This is a genomic window from Mesorhizobium sp. M7A.F.Ca.US.011.01.1.1, from assembly GCF_003998295.1.
Classification (GTDB): domain Bacteria; phylum Pseudomonadota; class Alphaproteobacteria; order Rhizobiales; family Rhizobiaceae; genus Mesorhizobium.
On sequence record NZ_RZRT01000026.1, the window covers coordinates 44,007 to 62,201 of the forward strand.

Here is an 18,195-nt window from a genome sequence, read left to right on the forward strand (position 1 = left end):
AAGTCCAAGACTTTTCGGAAAAGGCCAAGCCAGGAAGTGTAACGCCGCGGGGAGCGGTCGCGGGAGGCGCTTTCGCCTACCGCATATGGCGGCCCCCGTTTTTTGAAGGCAAGGAAGACCATCATGGGTACCAAGGAATCCACGCAGCGCCGCGCGCAGCGCGTCCGTCGCCAGATCAAGAAGGTCGCCGGCGAGCGTCCGCGTCTGTCGGTCCACCGCACGTCGAAGAACATCTACGTGCAGGTCATCGACGACGCCAAGGGCCACACCATCGCTGCCGCTTCGACGCTCGAGAAGGACCTCAAGGGTTCGCTCAAGACCGGCGCCGACACCGCCGCCGCCGCCGCGATCGGCAAGCTGATCGCCGAGCGCGCCACCAAGGCCGGCGTCAAGGAAGTCGTCTTCGACCGCGGCGCCTACATCTATCACGGCCGCGTCAAGGCGCTCGCCGAGGCTGCCCGCGAAGGTGGCTTGAGCTTCTAAGCATAGTCCCGAAAAGTTGCAGACTTTTCGGATAGGGATTATGCGAAGGAATTGATTTCGCCCCCGGTGACCGTTTCCCGATTTATTCGGGGCGAGGCACCGGATCTTATCAGCAACCGTGCTTCCGGAAAAAAACAAGGAACAGGATATGGCACAGGAACGTAGGGATGGCGGCCGCGGCCGCGATCGTGAAGAACGCGATGACGGCATGGTGGACAAGCTCGTCCACATCAACCGCGTCGCCAAGGTCGTCAAGGGCGGCCGTCGCTTCGGTTTTGCAGCACTCGTCGTCGTCGGCGACCAGAAGGGCCGCGTCGGCTTTGGTCACGGCAAGGCGCGCGAAGTGCCGGAAGCCATCCGCAAGGCAACTGAATCGGCCAAGCGCGACATGATCTTCGTGCCGCTGCGCTCGGGCCGTACGCTGCATCACGACGTCGAAGGACGCTGGGGTGCTGGACGCGTGCTGCTGCGCGCGGCCAAGCAAGGTACCGGCATCATCGCCGGTGGCCCGATGCGCGCTGTCTTCGAGACGCTCGGCATGCATGACGTGGTCGCCAAGTCGATGGGTTCGTCGAACCCCTACAACATGGTTCGCGCTACCTTCGACGCGCTGAAGAGCCAGATGCATCCCAAGGATGTGGCTGCTGCTCGCGGCATCAAGTATTCGACCCTTCAGGCCCGCCGCGGCACCGCCGTTGCGGCTGAAGAATAGTCGATCTGACCAGGGATTTTGACCATGGCCAAGAAAGCAACCAAGACCATCACCGTTGAGCAGATCGGTTCGCCGATCCGCCGTCCGAAGGAACAGCGCGCAACGCTGGTCGGCCTCGGCCTCAACAAGATGCACAAGCAGCGCACGCTGGAAGATACGCCCTCCGTGCGCGGCATGATCGCTGCCGTCCAGCATCTCGTCCGCGTCGTGGACGAGGGCTGAGCCAGAGCGCAGGAGAACTCAGATGAAACTCAACGATCTGCGTGACAAGGACGGCGCGACGCACTCCAAGAAGCGTCTCGGCCGTGGTATCGGCTCCGGCTCCGGCAAGACCGGCGGTCGCGGCGTCAAGGGCCAGAAGGCGCGCTCCGGCGTCGCCATCAACGGCTTCGAGGGTGGCCAGATGCCGCTTTACCGGCGCCTGCCGAAGCGTGGCTTCAACAACATCTTCGCCAAGAGCTTCACCGTCGTGTCGCTGGCCCGCATCCAGGTGGCCATCGATGCCAAGAAGCTCGATGCCAAGGCGACCGTGACGGCTGAATCGCTGGTTGCCGCCGGCGTCATCCGCCGCGTCAAGGACGGCGTGCGCATCCTCTCGGATGGCGAGATCAAGGCGAAGCTCGCCTTTGACGTCGCCGGCGCCTCCAAGGCCGCGATCGAGAAGATCGAAAAGGCCGGCGGTTCGGTCAAGCTGCCGCAGGAAAAGGCATCTGCCGAGTAACGGCAATTTGAAGCGCGATCGGCAAGAGTGGGATCCGTTTTTGCTCACGATTGCGCTTTGATCTGCTCAATGAGGCGGCCGCGTCAACGCGGCCGCTTGCATGTTTAGAGCCCGGAGCTTATCTCGTGAGCTTCGGTGAAACGCGCCGCCTGACCTCAGGGCCATCAAGCGTTACCAAGCGGAGAATCAGGCATGGCTTCGGCTGCTGAACAATTAGCCTCGAATCTGAATTTCTCGGCCTTCGCCAAGGCGGAGGATTTGAAGAAGCGCATCTGGTTCACGATCGGAGCGCTGCTCGTTTATCGCCTCGGCACCTACATCCCGCTTCCCGGTATCAATCCCGACGCCTTCGCCCAGGCCTTCTCTTCGCAGAGCAAGGGCGTGCTCGGCATGTTCAACATGTTCGCCGGCGGCGCCGTGCAGCGCATGGCGATCTTTGCGCTCGGCATCATGCCTTACATCTCCGCGTCCATCATCATGCAGCTGATGACCTCGGTCATCCCGTCACTGGAAGCGCTGAAGAAGGAAGGCGAACAGGGCCGCAAGGTCATCAACCAATACACGCGCTACGGCACCGTGCTGCTTGCGCTGGTTCAGGCCTATGGCATTTCTGTCGGTCTGGAAGGCGGCAACGGCATCGTCAGCGATCCCGGCATGTTCTTCCGCATCTCGACCGTCGTCACGCTGGTCGGCGGCACCATGTTCCTGATGTGGCTGGGCGAGCAGATAACCGCGCGCGGCATCGGCAACGGCATTTCGCTGATCATCTTCTCCGGCATCGTCGCCGGCCTGCCGCACGCCATCTCCGGCACGCTGGAGCTTGGCCGCACCGGCGCGCTGTCGGCCGGCCTGATCCTGGCGATCATCGTGCTGGCCGTCGTCGTCATCGCGCTCATCGTGTTCTTCGAGCGCGCCCAGCGCCGCTTGCTGATCCAGTATCCGAAGCGCCAGGTCGGCAACCGCATGTTCCAGGGCGATACCTCGCATCTGCCGCTGAAGCTCAACACGTCGGGTGTCATTCCGCCGATCTTCGCCTCGTCGCTGCTGTTGCTGCCGGCCACCGTCGCGGGTTTCTCGCAGACGACCAACATGCCGGCCTGGGCAAGCACCATTCTGGCCGCGCTCGGACATGGCCAGCCGCTCTACATGGCATTCTATGCGGCGATGATCGCGTTCTTCGCTTTCTTCTACACTGCGATTGTCTTCAACCCGAAGGACACCGCCGACCAGCTCAAGAAGCATTCAGGCTTCATCCCGGGTTATCGTCCGGGCGAGCGCACCGCCGATTACATCGATTACGTTCTCACCCGCATCACCGTCGTCGGCGCCATCTATCTGGTGCTGGTGTGCCTGCTGCCGGAGTTCCTGATCTCGGCGACTGGCGTACCATTCTACCTTGGTGGCACATCGCTTCTGATCGTGGTCAGTGTCACGCTCGATACGGTTGCGCAGATTCAGGGCCACCTGATTGCGCACCAGTATGAAGGCCTGATCAAGAAGTCGAAGCTGCGCGGGGGGAAGAAAGCCAGATGAGGTTGATATTGCTTGGGCCGCCAGGAGCGGGCAAGGGGACGCAAGCACAAAGACTGGTAGAAAAACACGGCATACCCCAGCTCTCGACGGGCGACATGCTGCGTGCTGCCGTCCAGGCAGGCACCGAAGTCGGCAAGCGCGCCAAGGCGGTGATGGATGCCGGTGAACTGGTGTCCGACGCGATCGTCAACGCGATCGTCGCCGAGCGTATCGATCAGCCCGACTGCGCCAAGGGGTTCATCCTCGACGGCTATCCGCGGACCCTGGTGCAGGCGGATGCGGTCGAGCAGATGCTGTTGGATCGCTCCCAGGCTCTCGACGCCGTCATTGAGCTCGTGGTCGACGACAAGGCTCTGGTTGGCCGGATCGTCAAGCGCGCCGACGAGGCGCAGGCAGCCGGCCTTCCCGTTCGCAAGGACGACAACCCGACCGTGTTCGAAGAGCGCCTGAGGGAATATTACAAGAAGACGTCGCCGCTGATTGGCTACTACTATGCCAAGGGCAAGCTCCGCAGTGTCGACGGTATGGCCGATATCGACGCCGTGACGGAACAGATCGAAGCGGTGCTCAAGGACGCAGTGCGGGGAAATTAACGATTGCACTTGACGGAGGCGGTTCGCTGCGGTATGGCGGCCCGTCTTCCTATCAGGCATGAGCTTTGCTTGTCCGCAAGGGCAAGGCAGCCGCATTGAACTGGAAACTCCCGCATGGGCCGGCCTCCACCGGACGCGGGGCAACTTAAGACAGCGCCGTGCCCGCCTCGTTTTTGAGGATTGGCCGGCCCACATGGAGAAGGGAAGAACATGGCTCGTATAGCCGGCGTCAACATTCCGACCAACAAGCGCGTTGTCATTGCGCTTCAGTACATTCACGGCATTGGCAAGCGGTTCGCCCAGGAGATCGTCGACAAGGTCGGCATCCCGGCCGAGCGCCGCGTCAACCAGCTGACCGACGCGGAAGTGCTGCAGATCCGCGAAACCATCGACCGCGATTACCAGGTTGAAGGCGACCTGCGCCGCGAAGTCTCGATGAACATCAAGCGGCTCATGGACCTCGGCTGCTACCGCGGCCTGCGTCACCGCCGCTCGCTGCCGGTCCGCGGCCAGCGCACGCATACCAATGCGCGCACCCGCAAGGGCCCGGCCAAGTCGATCGCCGGCAAGAAGAAGTAATTTGTTAGGGGAATAGGGGAGTAGGGGAGTAGGGGAGTAAGGCAGTAGGGAATGCCCATCAATCGGGACGCACTTTTCCCTACTCCCTTACTGCCCTATTCCCCTACCCCTTACGAAGGTGGAGCCGCTGGCATTACGGCGGTGTAGAGATCAACTGAAAGGACTATCATGGCCAAGGAAGCCGCTCGTGTTCGCCGTCGCGAACGCAAGAACATCTCGTCGGGCGTTGCCCACGTCAATTCGACCTTCAACAACACGATGATCACCATCACCGACGCGCAGGGCAATTCGATTGCCTGGTCGTCGGCCGGTGCCCAGGGCTTCAAGGGTTCGCGCAAGTCGACCCCGTTCGCTGCCCAGATGGCTGCCGAGGATGTTGCCAAGAAGGCCCAGGAACACGGCATGCGCATGCTTGAAGTCGAGGTCTGCGGACCCGGCTCCGGTCGTGAATCGGCATTGCGCGCCCTGCAGGCGGCCGGCTTCACCATCACCTCGATCCGTGATGTGACGCCGATCCCGCACAACGGCTGCCGCCCGCGCAAGAAGCGTCGCGTCTAAGCATTTACCGAACGCCGCGCGAGCGCCCTTGGGCGCTCCTCCGCGGCATTCCAGGTCGCCCGCCACGATTGGATGGTGGCGGGTCAACGGAAGGAAAGCATCATGATCCAGAAAAATTGGCAGGAACTGATCAAGCCGAACAAGATCGAGTTCTCGTCGAAGAAGAAGACGCTGACCACGCTGGTCGCCGAGCCGCTCGAGCGTGGCTTTGGCCTGACGCTGGGCAACGCGCTGCGCCGCGTGCTTCTGTCTTCGCTGCGCGGTGCGGCTGTTACCGCCGTGCAGATCGACGGCGTTCTGCATGAATTCTCGTCCATCGCCGGCGTGCGCGAGGACGTGACCGACATCGTCTTGAATATCAAGGAAATAGCCATCCGCATGGAAGGCGATGGCCCCAAGCGCATGGTCGTTCGCAAGCAGGGACCGGGTGCGGTTCTCGCCGGCGACATCCAGACGGTTGGCGACGTCGAGATCCTCAACCCCGACCACGTCATCTGCACGCTGGACGAAGGCGCTGAAATCCGCATGGAATTCACCGTCGACACCGGCAAGGGTTACGTGCCGGCCGACCGCAACCGCGCCGAAGACGCGCCGATCGGTCTCATCCCGGTCGACAGCCTTTATTCGCCGGTCAAGAAGGTCTCCTACAAGGTCGAGAACACCCGCGAGGGTCAGGTTCTCGACTATGACAAGCTGACCATGACGATCGACACCGACGGTTCGATCACCGGCGAGGACGCGGTGGCTTTCGCCGCCCGCATCCTGCAGGACCAGCTCGGCCTGTTCGTCAACTTCGACGAGCCGCAGAAGGAAGTCGCCGCCGAGGCCGTCACCGAGCTCGCCTTCAATCCGGCGCTGCTCAAGAAGGTCGACGAACTCGAGCTTTCGGTGCGTTCGGCCAACTGCCTGAAGAACGACAACATCGTCTATATCGGCGACTTGATCCAGAAGACCGAAGCCGAGATGCTCCGCACCCCGAATTTCGGCCGCAAGTCGCTGAACGAGATCAAGGAAGTCCTAGCGGCGATGGGCCTGCACCTCGGCATGGAAGTGCCGGACTGGCCGCCGGAAAATATCGAAGACCTCGCCAAGCGTTACGAAGACCAATATTGAGCATGAATTCCAAGGATCGGCGGCGTGGGCCGCTCGATCCGACGGTCATGCGGAAAACCATCAGAGGCCGCGGCCTCTTGAACAACTGAAGAAGGAAAAGAGCCATGCGCCACGGTTTCAAAGGCCGTCGCTTCGCCCGAAGCATTAGCCATCGCAAGTCGATGTTCGCCAACCTCGCCGTGTCGCTGCTCGAGCACGAGCAGATCGTCACGACCTTGCCGAAGGCGAAGGACCTGCGTCCGATCGTCGAGAAGCTGGTGACGCTCGGCAAGCGCGGCGACCTGCACGCCCGCCGCCAGGTCATTGCCCAGATCGGCAATGAAGGCGTCGTCAAGCGTCTGTTCGACACCATCGCGCCGCGCTACGCCAACCGCAATGGCGGCTATCTGCGCATCATGAAGGCGGGCTTCCGTCACGGTGACAACGCCGCCATGGCTGTCATCGAGTTCGTCGATCGCGACATCTCGGCCAAGGGCGCAGGCGACCGCGCTCGCATCGAAGCCGAAAGCGCTGACGCGGACGCCGCAGCCGCATAAGGCTTGGTTTTCCCAAATGAGTTCAAAGGGGCCTGCGGGCCCCTTTTTTGTTTTCTGAAAGCAGCAAACCGCGGCGGAATCCGATTTCCTGGCTTGGCCCTGGGGTTTTGGCCCAAAATAATCGGATTTCAGCGGCTTAGCCTTTCATTTTGCACAATCGTCGGGACAATGCCCCCGAACTTGCCTTGGAGGATTCGCGAATGCGCGCCAGAAGACTGCCCTTTGTTCTGCTTTTCGCCGTCATGGCGTTTGCGGCCGCACCGGTGGTCAGGCAAGCATTGGCCGAGGATACCAAGACGGATCCCGGCCTGTCCGATGTGCTGACCGACCTGCTGCATGGCGTCGAAGGCGAAAACGCCACGGCTGGTCCCGACAAGCGCGTGCCGTTCGGCCGCGAGGAGGTGCAGCTGTCGTTTGCGCCGCTGGTCAAGCAGACGGCGCCGGCAGTGGTCAATGTCTACGCCTCGCAGGCCGCTAAGGTGACATCGCCTTTCGACGGCGATCCGTTCTTCGAGGAATTCTTCGGCCGCTCGCAGCCGCGCGCACAGTCGTCGCTCGGCTCCGGCGTGCTGGTCGATCCGACCGGCGTCGTGGTCACCAATTACCACGTCATCAAGGATGCCGACCGGGTCAAGGTGGCGACGGCGGACGGACGCGAGTTCGACAGCAAGGTGCTGCTCAAGGACGAGACACTCGACCTCGCCGTGCTCAAGATCACCTCGGACAAGCCGTTTCCGGTTATCGCCATCGGCGATTCCGACGCGCTCGAGGTCGGCGACCTGCTGCTGGCCATCGGCAACCCCTTCGGCGTCGGCCAAACCACCACCAGCGGCATCGTCTCGGCACTGGCCCGCAGCCATATCGGCGTCTCCGATTCCAGCTTCTTCATCCAGACCGACGCCGCCATCAATCCGGGCAATTCCGGCGGTGCGCTGATCAACATGGGCGGCCAGCTGGTCGGCATCAACACCGCCATCTACAGCCGCAGCGGTGGGTCGATCGGCATCGGCTTCGCCATTCCCTCGAATATGGTTCGCGCTTTTGCCGACGCGGCCAAGGCCGGGCTCGACTTCTTCGAGCGGCCCTATGTCGGCGCCGAGTTCGAAGCGGTGACGCCGCAGATCGCCGAATCGCTCGGCATGGAGAAGCCGACCGGTGCGCTGGTCTCGTCGGTCGAAGCGACCGGTCCGGCCGCCAAGGCAGGGCTCAAGCCCGGCGACGTGGTGCTGCAGCTCAACGGCAAGCCGGTCGAGAGCATCGAAGCGCTGGACTACCGGATGGCGACGCTGTCGATCGGCACCACCGCCAATTTCGCGGTTTTGACCAAGGGCCAGCAAGCGGCGATGGATATAGCGCTGGAGCGTGCTCCGGAAGGCATGAAGGCTGCCGAGGTGACGCTGCATGGCCGCAGCCCGTTTTCGGGCGCCAAGGTCGCGGAGCTGTCGCCCCGGCTCGCGCAGCGGCTTGGCCTGCGCACGGACATCAAGGGCGTCACCGTGGTCGACATCAACCGCGATTCTCCGGCCGCCGATTTCGGCTTCCAGCCGGGCGACATCGTGCGTGAGGTGAACGGCACCACCATCGATACCGCGGCGACCCTGGAGCTGGCGGCCAAGACGGATACGCGCTGGTGGCGCTTTACCGTCGAGCGCGGCGGGCAGATACTGCGTCAGGTGTTGCGTTATTAGGGCTGGGTTCCGTGCATTCGGGCTCATGCTCCAACGAAAAAGAAGTGCATGGCCGATCTGTTCAGCGTCGATGAACCGGAAAAGACGCCGCCCGGGCGGCCGCTGGCCGACAGGCTGCGGCCGAAGAATCTTGGCGAGGTCGTCGGCCAGGAGCATCTGACCGGCCCTGACGGCGCGCTGACCCGATTGATCGGTTCCGGCTCGCTCGGCTCGATGATCTTCTGGGGGCCGCCCGGCACCGGCAAGACGACGGTAGCACGGTTGCTTGCCGGCGAAACCAGCCTGGCCTTCGAGCAGATATCAGCTGTCTTTTCCGGCGTCGCCGACCTGAAAAAGGTGTTCGAAGCGGCCAAATTGCGCCGCACCAAAGGCCGCCAGACCTTGCTGTTCGTCGACGAGATCCATCGCTTCAACCGTGCCCAGCAAGACAGCTTTCTCCCGGTCATGGAGGACGGGACAGTCGTGCTGGTTGGCGCCACGACCGAAAACCCGTCCTTCGAACTGAATGCTGCTTTGTTGTCACGCGCGCGCGTTCTGGTCTTCCATTCGCTTGGCGAGGAGAGCATCTCCAAGCTGATGGTGCGGGCGGAGGAGACCGAGGGCAGGGCGCTGCCGCTCGATGACGAGGCGCGGGCCATGCTCATCCGCATGAGCGATGGCGACGGCCGGGCCTCGCTGACGCTCGCGGAAGAAGTCTGGCGGGCAGCCAAACCCGGCGAGGTCTTCGATCCCGAGGGACTGCAGCGCATCGTCCAGCGCCGCGCGCCGATCTACGACAAGGGCCAGGACGGCCATTACAATCTAATCTCGGCGCTGCACAAGTCGGTACGCGGTTCAGACCCTGACGCGGCTCTCTACTATCTCGCACGCATGTTCGATGCCGGCGAGGATCCGCTCTATCTAGGCCGCCGGCTGGTGCGCATGGCGATGGAAGACATCGGCCTTGCCGACCCGCAGGCGCTTGTCGTCGCCAATGCCGCCAAGGATGCCTACGACTATCTCGGCTCGCCCGAAGGTGAACTCGCCTTTGCCGAGGCCACCGTCTATCTCGCCACCGCGCCCAAATCCAACGCCGTCTACAACGCTTTCAAGGCTGCCACGCGGGCCGCCAAGGAACATGGCTCGCTGCTGCCGCCCAAGCACATCCTCAACGCGCCGACCAAGCTGATGAAAGCGGAGGATTACGGCGCCGGCTATCGTTACGACCATGACGAGCCGGATGCCTTTTCCGGGCAGGATTATTTTCCGGAGAAGATGGGCCGCCAGACCTTCTATGATCCGCCCGAGCGCGGCTTCGAGCGCGACATCAGGAAGCGGCTCGACTATTGGGCGAAGCTGCGCAAGGAGCGGGAATAGCCGGCTTGCGTGAGGCCATTGACCAGATCCACCAGGCAGCCAGCCGGCCACGATAGCAGGGCCGTTGTGTGGTAACCCAAAAAACCTTATCAAGGCGCACGGCCGGGCGGTGGCCGTTGCCTTGATTTGGGCACCTCATTCGCAACAGGATCGCGCTTCGCGCGTGGAAAAATGACAAAAACCCTTCGCAAATCCCTTCGCAAGTTCGCCATTGCCATCCCGCTTCTCGCCCTTGGCTTCTATTTCATTCCCATCCTGACGACGATCTTCATCATCTGCGGCCTGATCGACGTGCTGCGCAACGACCGCAAGGATCTGTCGCTGTTCTCAGGCTATTTTCTCGGCAACGGCCTGTTCACCTGGCTGCTTTCGCCGTTCAATCTGCTGGTCGACCTCTTGTGCTACAGAAATCCGGGCGTCTGGAAGCTGGAGCAGTTTCCCGCCGACTACCAGCGCGAGGTCAACGAGGTCCTGGACATCTTCAAAGCGCGCAAGGATGAGATCATCGCCGACATCGACGCCAATTTCGGCGCCGGCCGGCGCGGCATGTATGTCTACCAGTGGTACGGCAAGCACAGGATCGACAATGTCGCCGAGTTCAACAAGGATTTCAAATACATCAAGACCATCGCCGTTTCCGTCTTCAGCAAGCGCGAATCGACGTCCTGGCATTTCGGCCCGCTGCGGCTCAGCCTGCGCATCCTCTACAATCTGATCCCGGTTAAGTCGGAGATTTTCGTCGAGTGCGGCAACGTCAAGAATTACTGGTACGACAATCCGCTGTTCATATTCGACGACACGCTGCTGCATCGCTCGGTCAACGAGTATGACGGCCGCCGCTACTGCGTATTCATGGACATTATCAGGCCGTCTCCGGTTCCCCGCCTCATCGCGGGCATGCTCGCCATCGTCTCGGTCAGCGTCGAGCGCATCAATTCCATGTTCTACAAGAACTGGAAGATGATCGGTTCGACCAAGCCGAAAAATGCCGGGACGACCTGAGCTTGAGATCATCGATGCTGCTGGCTCTGCCGGCTGCATTTGAATAGCCCCGGGGACAGTACCGAAGATGTTCAATCTGCTTCTCGTCGTGGTCGGTGGCGGCATCGGCGCCGGCCTTCGACACCTCGCCAACACAGGCGCGTTGCGCCTTGTCGGCCCCAACTATCCCTGGGGCACGATGGCCATCAATGTCATCGGCTCCTTCGCCATGGGGCTGTTCATCGCCTCCATGATGCGCCGTGGCGGGTCGAACGAGGTCAGGCTGTTCGTTGCTACCGGCATTCTTGGCGGTTTCACCACCTTCTCAGCCTTCTCGCTCGATTTCGCGACGTTGTGGGAGCGGGGAGCCACGCTGCCTGCACTGGCTTATGCCCTCGCCAGCGTCGTTGGCGCCATTATCGCCCTGTTTCTGGGACTTTGGCTCGCAAGAAGCCTGCCTTAGTGCTATTGCCGCGCCAAGAACAGGCCGAGCTTCGCTCGGGAAACGGATAAGCGACAAAAAACATGGCAGGCGTTGAACAGATCACGGTGGAGGCCGGCGAGGCGGGCATGCGGCTCGACCGCTGGTTCAAGACCCATTTCCCGGGCCTTGGTTTCGGCCATTTGCAGAAGCTTCTGCGCTCCGGCCAGATCCGTGTCGACGGCGGTCGGGTCAAGGCGGACACCCGTGTCGAGCCCGGCCAGATGGTTCGCGTCCCACCGCTCGAGGTCGACAAGAAGGGCGAGAGTGCGCTGACCGGCCACTCGATCCGCAACCAGGGCGATGCCGATGTTCTCGCCAAGATGCTGATCCACGAAGACCCTAAGGTTTTCGTCTTCAACAAGCCGGCGGGCCTTGCGGTGCAGGGCGGCTCGGGCGTCACCCGCAATGTCGACGACATGCTGGAGGCCTGGCGCAGCCAGAAGGGCGAGAAGCCCAGACTGGTTCACAGGCTCGATCGCGACACTTCGGGCGTGCTGGTCGTCGCCCGCACCCGGCTGGCCGCCATGAAGCTTTCGGAAGCGTTTCGCGCCCGCGAGACCAAAAAGACCTATTGGGCGCTGGTCAAGGGCGTGCCGCCCAAGCGCGAGGACAAGATCTCGACCTGGCTGATCAAGGAGCCGACGCCGGACGGTGACCGCGTGCGTGTCGCCGCGCATGGCGAAAAGGGCGCCGACCACGCCGTCTCCTATTACCGCATCATCGAGCAGGCAGCGCAGACGATGACCTGGCTGGAGATGGAGCCTTATACGGGCCGCACCCACCAGCTTCGCGTTCATGCCGCCCACATCGGCTGTCCGATCCTGGGCGATCCGAAATATTTCGAGGCCGACACCAACTGGGACTTTCCCGGCGGCATTCAAAACCGCCTGCATCTGCATGCGCGCCGCATCATCATTCCGCATCCCGACAAGGGCGTCATCGATGTCACCGCGCCAATGCCGCCGCACATGCGACAGAGCTGGAATCTGATCGGCTTCGACGACGCCAGCGCGGAGGACTGATCGTGAGCGGCGCCACCGACGGGCTCGCCACCGATACGCTTGATCGTCGCGACACGGTCGACATGGCCGCCGCCGCCATCATGGTCGGGCTGACCTTTTCCTGGGGGTTGAATTACGTCGCCGCCAAGATCTCCTACGCCGGCTATGATCCGGTCTTCCTGTCGATCGCGCGCTCGATCATCGGCGGCCTGTGTGTCTTTGCCTGGTGCCGGTGGCGCGGCATCGCGCTTTTCACGCGCGACGGGACCTTGCTCGCCGGCATCGTGGTTGGCGCGCTTTTCGGCATCGAGTTCCTTTGCCTTTATGTCGGCCTGGAGCATACGACCGTTGCCCGCAACACGCTGCTCGTCAACACGATGCCGTTCTGGATGCTGCTCGGCGGCCATTTCCTGCTCGGCGAGCAGATCACGTTGAGGAAATTCCTTGGCCTGCTGCTGGCCTTTGCCGGTCTTGCCGCGGTGTTTTCCGACAAGCTCGGCGGCGGCGGAGACATGCTGTTCGGCGATCTCCTGAGCCTTGGCTCCGGATTCTTCTGGGCTTTGACCAACATCCTCATCAAGCGGTCGAAGCTGGTCGAGGCGAGCGCCGAGAAGCTTCTGCTTTACCAGCTCGCCGGGGCAGCGATCGTAGGCGTATTGGTGCTGCCTCTCGCCGGCCCGCCCGTTCGCGACCCGACCGTGCTGCCGACTTTGGCGCTGCTTTTCCAGGCGATCTACATCGTCGCCTTCACCTATGTGCTGTGGTTCTGGCTGCTGCGGCGCTATCCGGCATCAGGCCTGTCCAGTTTCACCTTCCTGTCGCCGGTTTTCGGCGTGCTGTGCGGCGCCATGTTCTTGAATGAGCCGCTGACCATGCGCATTTTCCTGGCACTTGGCCTGATTGCCGCCGGCCTGATCATCGTCAACCGGCCGGCGCGCAAGCTGACGCCGGTGTAAGAGAGACCTTCATGCGTGATATCCTCAACGACCTCGAAGCGGGCAAATATCTTTCCCATCCCGATCCGGTGCGTCGCGCCCAGATCCAGATGAAGACGCATCTGCCGAAGCGCTTCTACAAGGCCGCCTCTGTCGCACCTGTCGACAATGGCTTTGCCGTGCATCTCGACGGCAAGCCGGTGCGCACCCCGGGCAAGGCGCTGCTGGCGCTGCCTACCGAGGCAGCAGCAGTGCTTGTCGCCGACGAATTCGCCGCCCAAAGCGAGACCATCAATCCGGTGACCATGCCGGTGATGCGTCTCGTCAACACCGCCATCGACGGTGTCGCCAGCGACCCGCAGGCGGTGCTGGAGGACATCCTGCGCTTTGCCTCATCCGATCTGCTCTGCTATCGCGCCGACGCACCGCAAGGGCTGGTGGAGCGGCAGAGCCAACATTGGGACCCGGTGATAGACTGGGCGAGGGGAACACTCGGGGCAAGGTTCAATCTTGCCGAGGGCATCATCCATGTCGAGCAGCCGCGCGAGACCATCGCCGTGCTGGGCAGCCATCTTGCCCAGCGAACAGAGCCGCTGCGGCTCGCCGCCATCCATGTGATGACGTCGCTGACCGGTTCGGCTCTGCTGGCGCTGGCTGTCGATTTCGGCGAACTCGATACCGGAGTTGCCTGGGCCGCTGCCCATGTCGACGAGGACTGGCAGATCGAGCATTGGGGGCAGGATGCGGAGGCCGTTGCCCGCCGAGCGGCTCGCAAGCGCGACATGATGGCTGCTGTCGGCCTGCTGGAAGCGCTCAAGGGCTAGGGTTTCCCGGCTCGCCCGGTTTCATCCCGCAGCGCACCTAATACCAAAGTCATAATCCCAAAGACGCGCTGCCTTTGGCGGCTGCTTTCTGTCATTTTTTCCGTGATGGCTGTCTTGAGTCCGCGTTCGGAGGAGAACACGGACGTTGACGCGCAGCATCGAGAACGGGTCTCACGGGAGGATAACGCAATGGCAATAGCATCGACCGCCGGCGGAGCAAGCCGCGGCATGACGCGGGAGGAGAAGAAAGTCATCTTCGCTTCCTCGCTCGGTACCGTTTTCGAATGGTATGATTTCTATCTCTACGGATCGCTGGCAGTGTTCATTGGTTCGACCTTTTTCAGTCCTGCCATTCCGGAAGCGACGCGCAACATCTTCGCGCTGCTGGCTTTCGCCGCCGGCTTCTTGGTGCGCCCGTTCGGCGCCTTGCTGTTCGGCCGCATCGGTGACCTTGTCGGCCGTAAATATACCTTCCTCGTCACCATGACGATCATGGGCTTGTCGACCTTCCTGGTCGGCTTGCTGCCTGGCTATGCGACCTTGGGCATCGCGGCTCCCGTGATCCTGATCATCCTGCGCATGCTGCAGGGCCTGGCGCTCGGTGGCGAATATGGCGGTGCGGCCACTTACGTCGCCGAGCATGCGCCGGACAACCGGCGCGGCTACTACACCTCGTGGATCCAGACGACGGCGACGCTCGGCCTGTTCCTGTCGCTGATTGTGATCCTGATCGTCCAGGCTTCATTGAGCAAGGAAAACTATGCTGCCTGGGGCTGGCGTATTCCGTTCATCGTATCCTTTCTGCTGCTGGGCATCTCGATTTGGATCCGGCTTTCTCTCTCCGAATCACCGACCTTCCAGCGCATGAAGGATGAGGGCAAGGGCTCCAAGGCGCCGCTGACGGAAGCCTTCGGCCAATGGAAGAATGCCAAGATCGCCATCCTGGCGCTGCTCGGCCTCACCGCCGGCCAGGCCGTGGTCTGGTACAACGGCCAGTTCTACGCGCTGTTCTTCCTGACCAACGTGCTCAAGGTCGATGCGCAGTCGGTCAACATCATGATCGCCATCGCACTGGCGATCGGCTCGATCTTCTTCGTCGTCTTCGGCTGGCTCTCTGACAAGATCGGCCGCAAGCCAATTATTATGGCGGGCCTTGCCTTGGCGATTGTCTGCACCTTCCCGCTGTTCAAGGCGCTGACCTGGGCTGCCAATCCGGCGCTTGCCACGGCCCAGCAGAACACGCGGGCGACGGTGACGGCTGCACCTGGCGACTGCAAGTTCCAGTTCAATCCGGTCGGCACAGCGAAGTTCACGACATCTTGCGATATCGCGACTTCGTTCCTGACCAAGAACTCGGTTCCCTATGATGTGGTGTCGACGGCCGCGGCCGGAACACCCGCATCGGTCAAGATCGGCAACGAGACGGTGGATTCCTACGATGCTGTCGCCGCCGGCGATCAGGCCAAGGCCAAGGACGCGGCCTTCGTGAAAGCCGTCAACATGTCGTTGCGCGACGGCGGCTATCCGCTGAAGCGCGCGGCAATCAAGGTTGCGGACCAGAAGCTCGACGCGTTTGTCGCCGCCAACCCGGAACTGAAGCTGGACGCCGCCGCCATCCGCGCCGGTGAGAAGGCGACGGTGCCGATCGACCAGGCGGTCAAGGACAAGCTGCTGACCACCGACGAGGCAGCGGGCGCACCCGAAGTCACCGTCTACAATATTCCGGGCGGCGGCGCGTTCGCCATGTACGCCGATCCGGCGGCCGTGAATTGGCCGATGACGATCGGCATCCTATTCATTCTGGTGTTGTTCGTGACCATGGTCTACGGGCCGATCGCGGCGATCCTGGTCGAGATGTTCCCGACCCGCATTCGCTACACCGGCATGTCGCTGCCCTATCACATCGGCAATGGTTGGTTCGGCGGCCTGCTGCCGGCCACCGTGTTCGCGCTCAGTGCCTACAAGGGCGACATCTATTACGGCCTTTGGTATCCGGTGGTGATCGCGGCGATAACGCTGGTCATCGGCATGATCTTCGTCAAGGACACGCTTGGCACCGACCTGCACGCCAAGGAGTAGGCAGGACCAGGCGGTCAAAAGAAAGCCCGGCGCGAGCAATCGCGCCGGGCTTTTTCTTTTCAGGCCAGTTCGTTGACGAGGGCCGATTGCCCCTGTTGTCAGCTCTTGCGGCCCCGGGCCTCTTCCTCGATGGCCGCATCATGATACCAGCCGTCGCCGAAATCCGTCCGGGCACCACGCAGCGAGGCAAGCTCTGCCGCAAACTTAGCCCTTCCGCTCAAATTTGAGGCAGAGAGGCGCGCTGCCGCCGGGAACATCAGAATTTTGGCCGACGGTCGTGTGGAAATGATTTCCATTGCCGGGTTCCTTTCTTCCGCCGAACCTTGTCGATTCAACTTGGTCCGAAGATAAGGTCTGCAATCAAGTTAGGCAATATGCCTATGAAAAGATCAGTATTTGCACACTATTTGTGCAAAGAACGATTGTGATGGATCCGAGCGCATTGCTTAGGCGCTCACCGACTTTCGAGCAGATGCCGCGTCAATTTTGCCGCACCCTCCGGACCAAGAATGGCACACGAATTGCATTCTAAGGATGCGGCAGGCCGGCTGCTGACGGCAGACGCATGTCGACGCCGTTCAGTGTTCGGTGATCAAGCAACGAGAGGCTAGAATGACGAAATACAAGCTCGAGTATATCTGGCTCGATGGATATACCCCGGTCCCCAACCTTCGCGGCAAGACGCAGATCAAGGAATTCGCCGAATTCCCTGATCTCGAGCAGCTGCCGCTGTGGGGCTTCGATGGTTCCTCGACCCAGCAGGCCGAAGGGCACAGCTCCGATTGCGTGCTGAAGCCGGTTGCGGTCTATCCGGATCCCGCCCGCACCAACGGCGTGCTGGTCATGTGCGAAGTCATGATGCCCGATGGCGTCACGCCGCATGCATCCAACAAGCGCGCCACCATCCTCGATGACGAGGGCGCCTGGTTCGGCTTCGAGCAGGAATATTTCTTCTACAAGGACGGCCGGCCGCTCGGCTTCCCCGAGAGCGGCTATCCCGCACCGCAGGGTCCATACTATACCGGCGTCGGCTACTCCAACGTCGGCTCCGTTGCGCGCCAGATCGTCGAGGAGCATCTCGACCTCTGCCTCGCCGCCGGCATCAACCACGAAGGCATCAACGCCGAAGTTGCCAAGGGCCAGTGGGAATTCCAGATTTTCGGCAAGGGCTCCAAGAAAGCCGCCGACCAGATGTGGATGGCCCGCTATTTGATGCAGCGCCTGACCGAGAAGTACGGCATCGACATTGAATACCACTGCAAGCCGCTCGGCGACACCGACTGGAACGGCTCGGGCATGCACGCCAACTTCTCGACCGCCTATATGCGCGAAGTCGGCGGCAAGGCCTATTTCGAAGCGCTGATGGCGGCCTTCGACAAGAACCTGATGGATCACATCGCCGTCTACGGCCCGGACAACGACAAGCGTTTGACCGGCAAGCACGAGACCGCGCCGTGGAACCGGTTCAGCTATGGCATTGCCGACCGTGGCGCCTCGATCCGCGTGCCACATTCCTTCATCAAAAGCGACTACAAGGGTTATCTGGAAGACCGCCGTCCGAACTCGCAGGGCGACCCCTACCAGATCGCCTCGCAGATCCTGAAGACGATCGCCTCGGTTCCGGCAAGCGCCCAGGTTTCGGCCGCCGCGTAAGCGTTTCGGACTGCATGACAAGAAGACCCCGACGTTTCGCGCCGGGGTTCTTTTTTGGCCGTTACCCGGCTGACGGCATTCCTGGGAAAACATACCCAGAAAAAGTCAGGGAATTCACGCGGTCGCAAATCGCCCGGGAGTTCTTGCCGCAGCCATGTGAGCCTCCGGCGATCACTCGCTATAAAGCCCGGAAAAGCGCCTTTTCCAGCCCTTATCCGGGGCAAAGGGCCTTCCATAAGCATCTGTTCATACAGCAGAATCGGTCATTCGCGGCCCGGCTTGCGACGTTGACAGATCACGCTACGGCATGCGTATTCGCAGGCCTTGGGGTTACGTCACGCAATGCTGTTCGGACGGGCGGGGTTT

At 61.9% G+C, this 18,195-nt stretch carries 20 protein-coding genes; 19 read left to right on the forward strand and 1 reads right to left on the reverse strand.

Annotated elements, in window-relative coordinates:
• The first annotated feature begins 123 nt into the window (after positions 1-123).
• From rplR to EOA13_RS21970, 18 genes are all read left to right on the forward strand, one after another.
• Positions 124-483 (forward strand): 50S ribosomal protein L18, encoded by a 360-nt coding sequence (gene rplR / locus EOA13_RS21885; RefSeq protein WP_027038735.1) that lies wholly within the window; start codon positions 124-126, stop codon positions 481-483.
• 148 nt (positions 484-631) lie between these two features.
• Positions 632-1,195: a 30S ribosomal protein S5 gene (gene rpsE / locus EOA13_RS21890; protein ID WP_006333394.1), complete on the forward strand. Its 564-nt coding sequence runs from the start codon at positions 632-634 to the stop codon at positions 1,193-1,195.
• Between the two features lie 24 nt (positions 1,196-1,219).
• The gene (rpmD, locus tag EOA13_RS21895; protein ID WP_006205449.1) at positions 1,220-1,417 is read left to right on the forward strand and encodes a 50S ribosomal protein L30; all 198 of its coding nucleotides are present in this window, start codon (positions 1,220-1,222) and stop codon (positions 1,415-1,417) included.
• Between the two features lie 22 nt (positions 1,418-1,439).
• Positions 1,440-1,916 (forward strand): 50S ribosomal protein L15, encoded by a 477-nt coding sequence (rplO, locus tag EOA13_RS21900; protein WP_127295781.1) that lies wholly within the window; start codon positions 1,440-1,442, stop codon positions 1,914-1,916.
• A 192-nt stretch (positions 1,917-2,108) separates the two neighbouring features.
• Complete coding sequence (gene secY, locus EOA13_RS21905; RefSeq protein ID WP_127295783.1) at positions 2,109-3,449, forward strand: preprotein translocase subunit SecY; 1,341 nt, start codon at positions 2,109-2,111, stop codon at positions 3,447-3,449.
• Positions 3,446-4,042, forward strand: a complete 597-nt coding sequence (locus EOA13_RS21910; protein ID WP_023812082.1) for an adenylate kinase — start codon at positions 3,446-3,448, stop codon at positions 4,040-4,042. Before secY ends, EOA13_RS21910 begins: the two co-directional genes overlap by 4 nt.
• 210 nt (positions 4,043-4,252) lie before the next feature.
• Positions 4,253-4,621, forward strand: coding sequence for a 30S ribosomal protein S13 (gene rpsM, locus EOA13_RS21915; RefSeq protein ID WP_013531437.1), 369 nt, complete (start codon positions 4,253-4,255; stop codon positions 4,619-4,621).
• 168 nt (positions 4,622-4,789) lie between these two features.
• Entirely contained in the window at positions 4,790-5,179 is a 390-nt protein-coding gene (gene rpsK, locus EOA13_RS21920) for a 30S ribosomal protein S11 (protein ID WP_006205444.1), read from the forward strand.
• Positions 5,180-5,281: 102 nt separating this feature from the next.
• The gene (locus EOA13_RS21925) at positions 5,282-6,292 is read left to right on the forward strand and encodes a DNA-directed RNA polymerase subunit alpha (protein ID WP_023812081.1); all 1,011 of its coding nucleotides are present in this window, start codon (positions 5,282-5,284) and stop codon (positions 6,290-6,292) included.
• A 104-nt stretch (positions 6,293-6,396) separates the two neighbouring features.
• Entirely contained in the window at positions 6,397-6,828 is a 432-nt protein-coding gene (gene rplQ / locus EOA13_RS21930) for a 50S ribosomal protein L17 (protein ID WP_127295785.1), read from the forward strand.
• A 200-nt stretch (positions 6,829-7,028) separates the two neighbouring features.
• Positions 7,029-8,516, forward strand: a complete 1,488-nt coding sequence (locus EOA13_RS21935) for a DegQ family serine endoprotease (RefSeq protein ID WP_127295787.1) — start codon at positions 7,029-7,031, stop codon at positions 8,514-8,516.
• 48 nt (positions 8,517-8,564) lie between these two features.
• Positions 8,565-9,872: a replication-associated recombination protein A gene (locus EOA13_RS21940; protein WP_127295789.1), complete on the forward strand. Its 1,308-nt coding sequence runs from the start codon at positions 8,565-8,567 to the stop codon at positions 9,870-9,872.
• Positions 9,873-10,043: 171 nt separating this feature from the next.
• Entirely contained in the window at positions 10,044-10,874 is an 831-nt protein-coding gene (locus EOA13_RS21945) for an aspartyl/asparaginyl beta-hydroxylase domain-containing protein (RefSeq protein WP_127295791.1), read from the forward strand.
• A gap of 67 nt (positions 10,875-10,941) precedes the next feature.
• Positions 10,942-11,316, forward strand: a complete 375-nt coding sequence (gene crcB / locus EOA13_RS21950) for a fluoride efflux transporter CrcB (RefSeq protein WP_127295793.1) — start codon at positions 10,942-10,944, stop codon at positions 11,314-11,316.
• Between the two features lie 62 nt (positions 11,317-11,378).
• On the forward strand, positions 11,379-12,359 hold the full coding sequence (locus tag EOA13_RS21955) for an RluA family pseudouridine synthase (RefSeq protein WP_127295795.1): 981 nt from the start codon (positions 11,379-11,381) through the stop codon (positions 12,357-12,359).
• Between the two features lie 62 nt (positions 12,360-12,421).
• Positions 12,422-13,294 (forward strand): DMT family transporter, encoded by an 873-nt coding sequence (locus EOA13_RS21960; protein ID WP_127295829.1) that lies wholly within the window; start codon positions 12,422-12,424, stop codon positions 13,292-13,294.
• An 11-nt stretch (positions 13,295-13,305) separates the two neighbouring features.
• Positions 13,306-14,097, forward strand: coding sequence for an ATP12 family chaperone protein (locus EOA13_RS21965; protein WP_127295797.1), 792 nt, complete (start codon positions 13,306-13,308; stop codon positions 14,095-14,097).
• Positions 14,098-14,286: 189 nt separating this feature from the next.
• Entirely contained in the window at positions 14,287-16,176 is a 1,890-nt protein-coding gene (locus EOA13_RS21970) for an MFS transporter (protein WP_127295799.1), read from the forward strand.
• 98 nt (positions 16,177-16,274) lie between these two features.
• Here EOA13_RS21970 and EOA13_RS21975 read toward each other — a convergent pair whose 3' ends face one another.
• Complete coding sequence (locus tag EOA13_RS21975; RefSeq protein ID WP_127295801.1) at positions 16,275-16,472, reverse strand: DUF2735 domain-containing protein; 198 nt, start codon at positions 16,470-16,472, stop codon at positions 16,275-16,277.
• A 316-nt stretch (positions 16,473-16,788) separates the two neighbouring features.
• On the opposite strand from EOA13_RS21975, the gene EOA13_RS21980 reads away from it, so the two are divergent.
• Positions 16,789-17,829, forward strand: a complete 1,041-nt coding sequence (locus EOA13_RS21980; RefSeq protein ID WP_127260164.1) for a glutamine synthetase beta-grasp domain-containing protein — start codon at positions 16,789-16,791, stop codon at positions 17,827-17,829.
• The last annotated feature ends 366 nt before the right edge of the window (positions 17,830-18,195 follow it).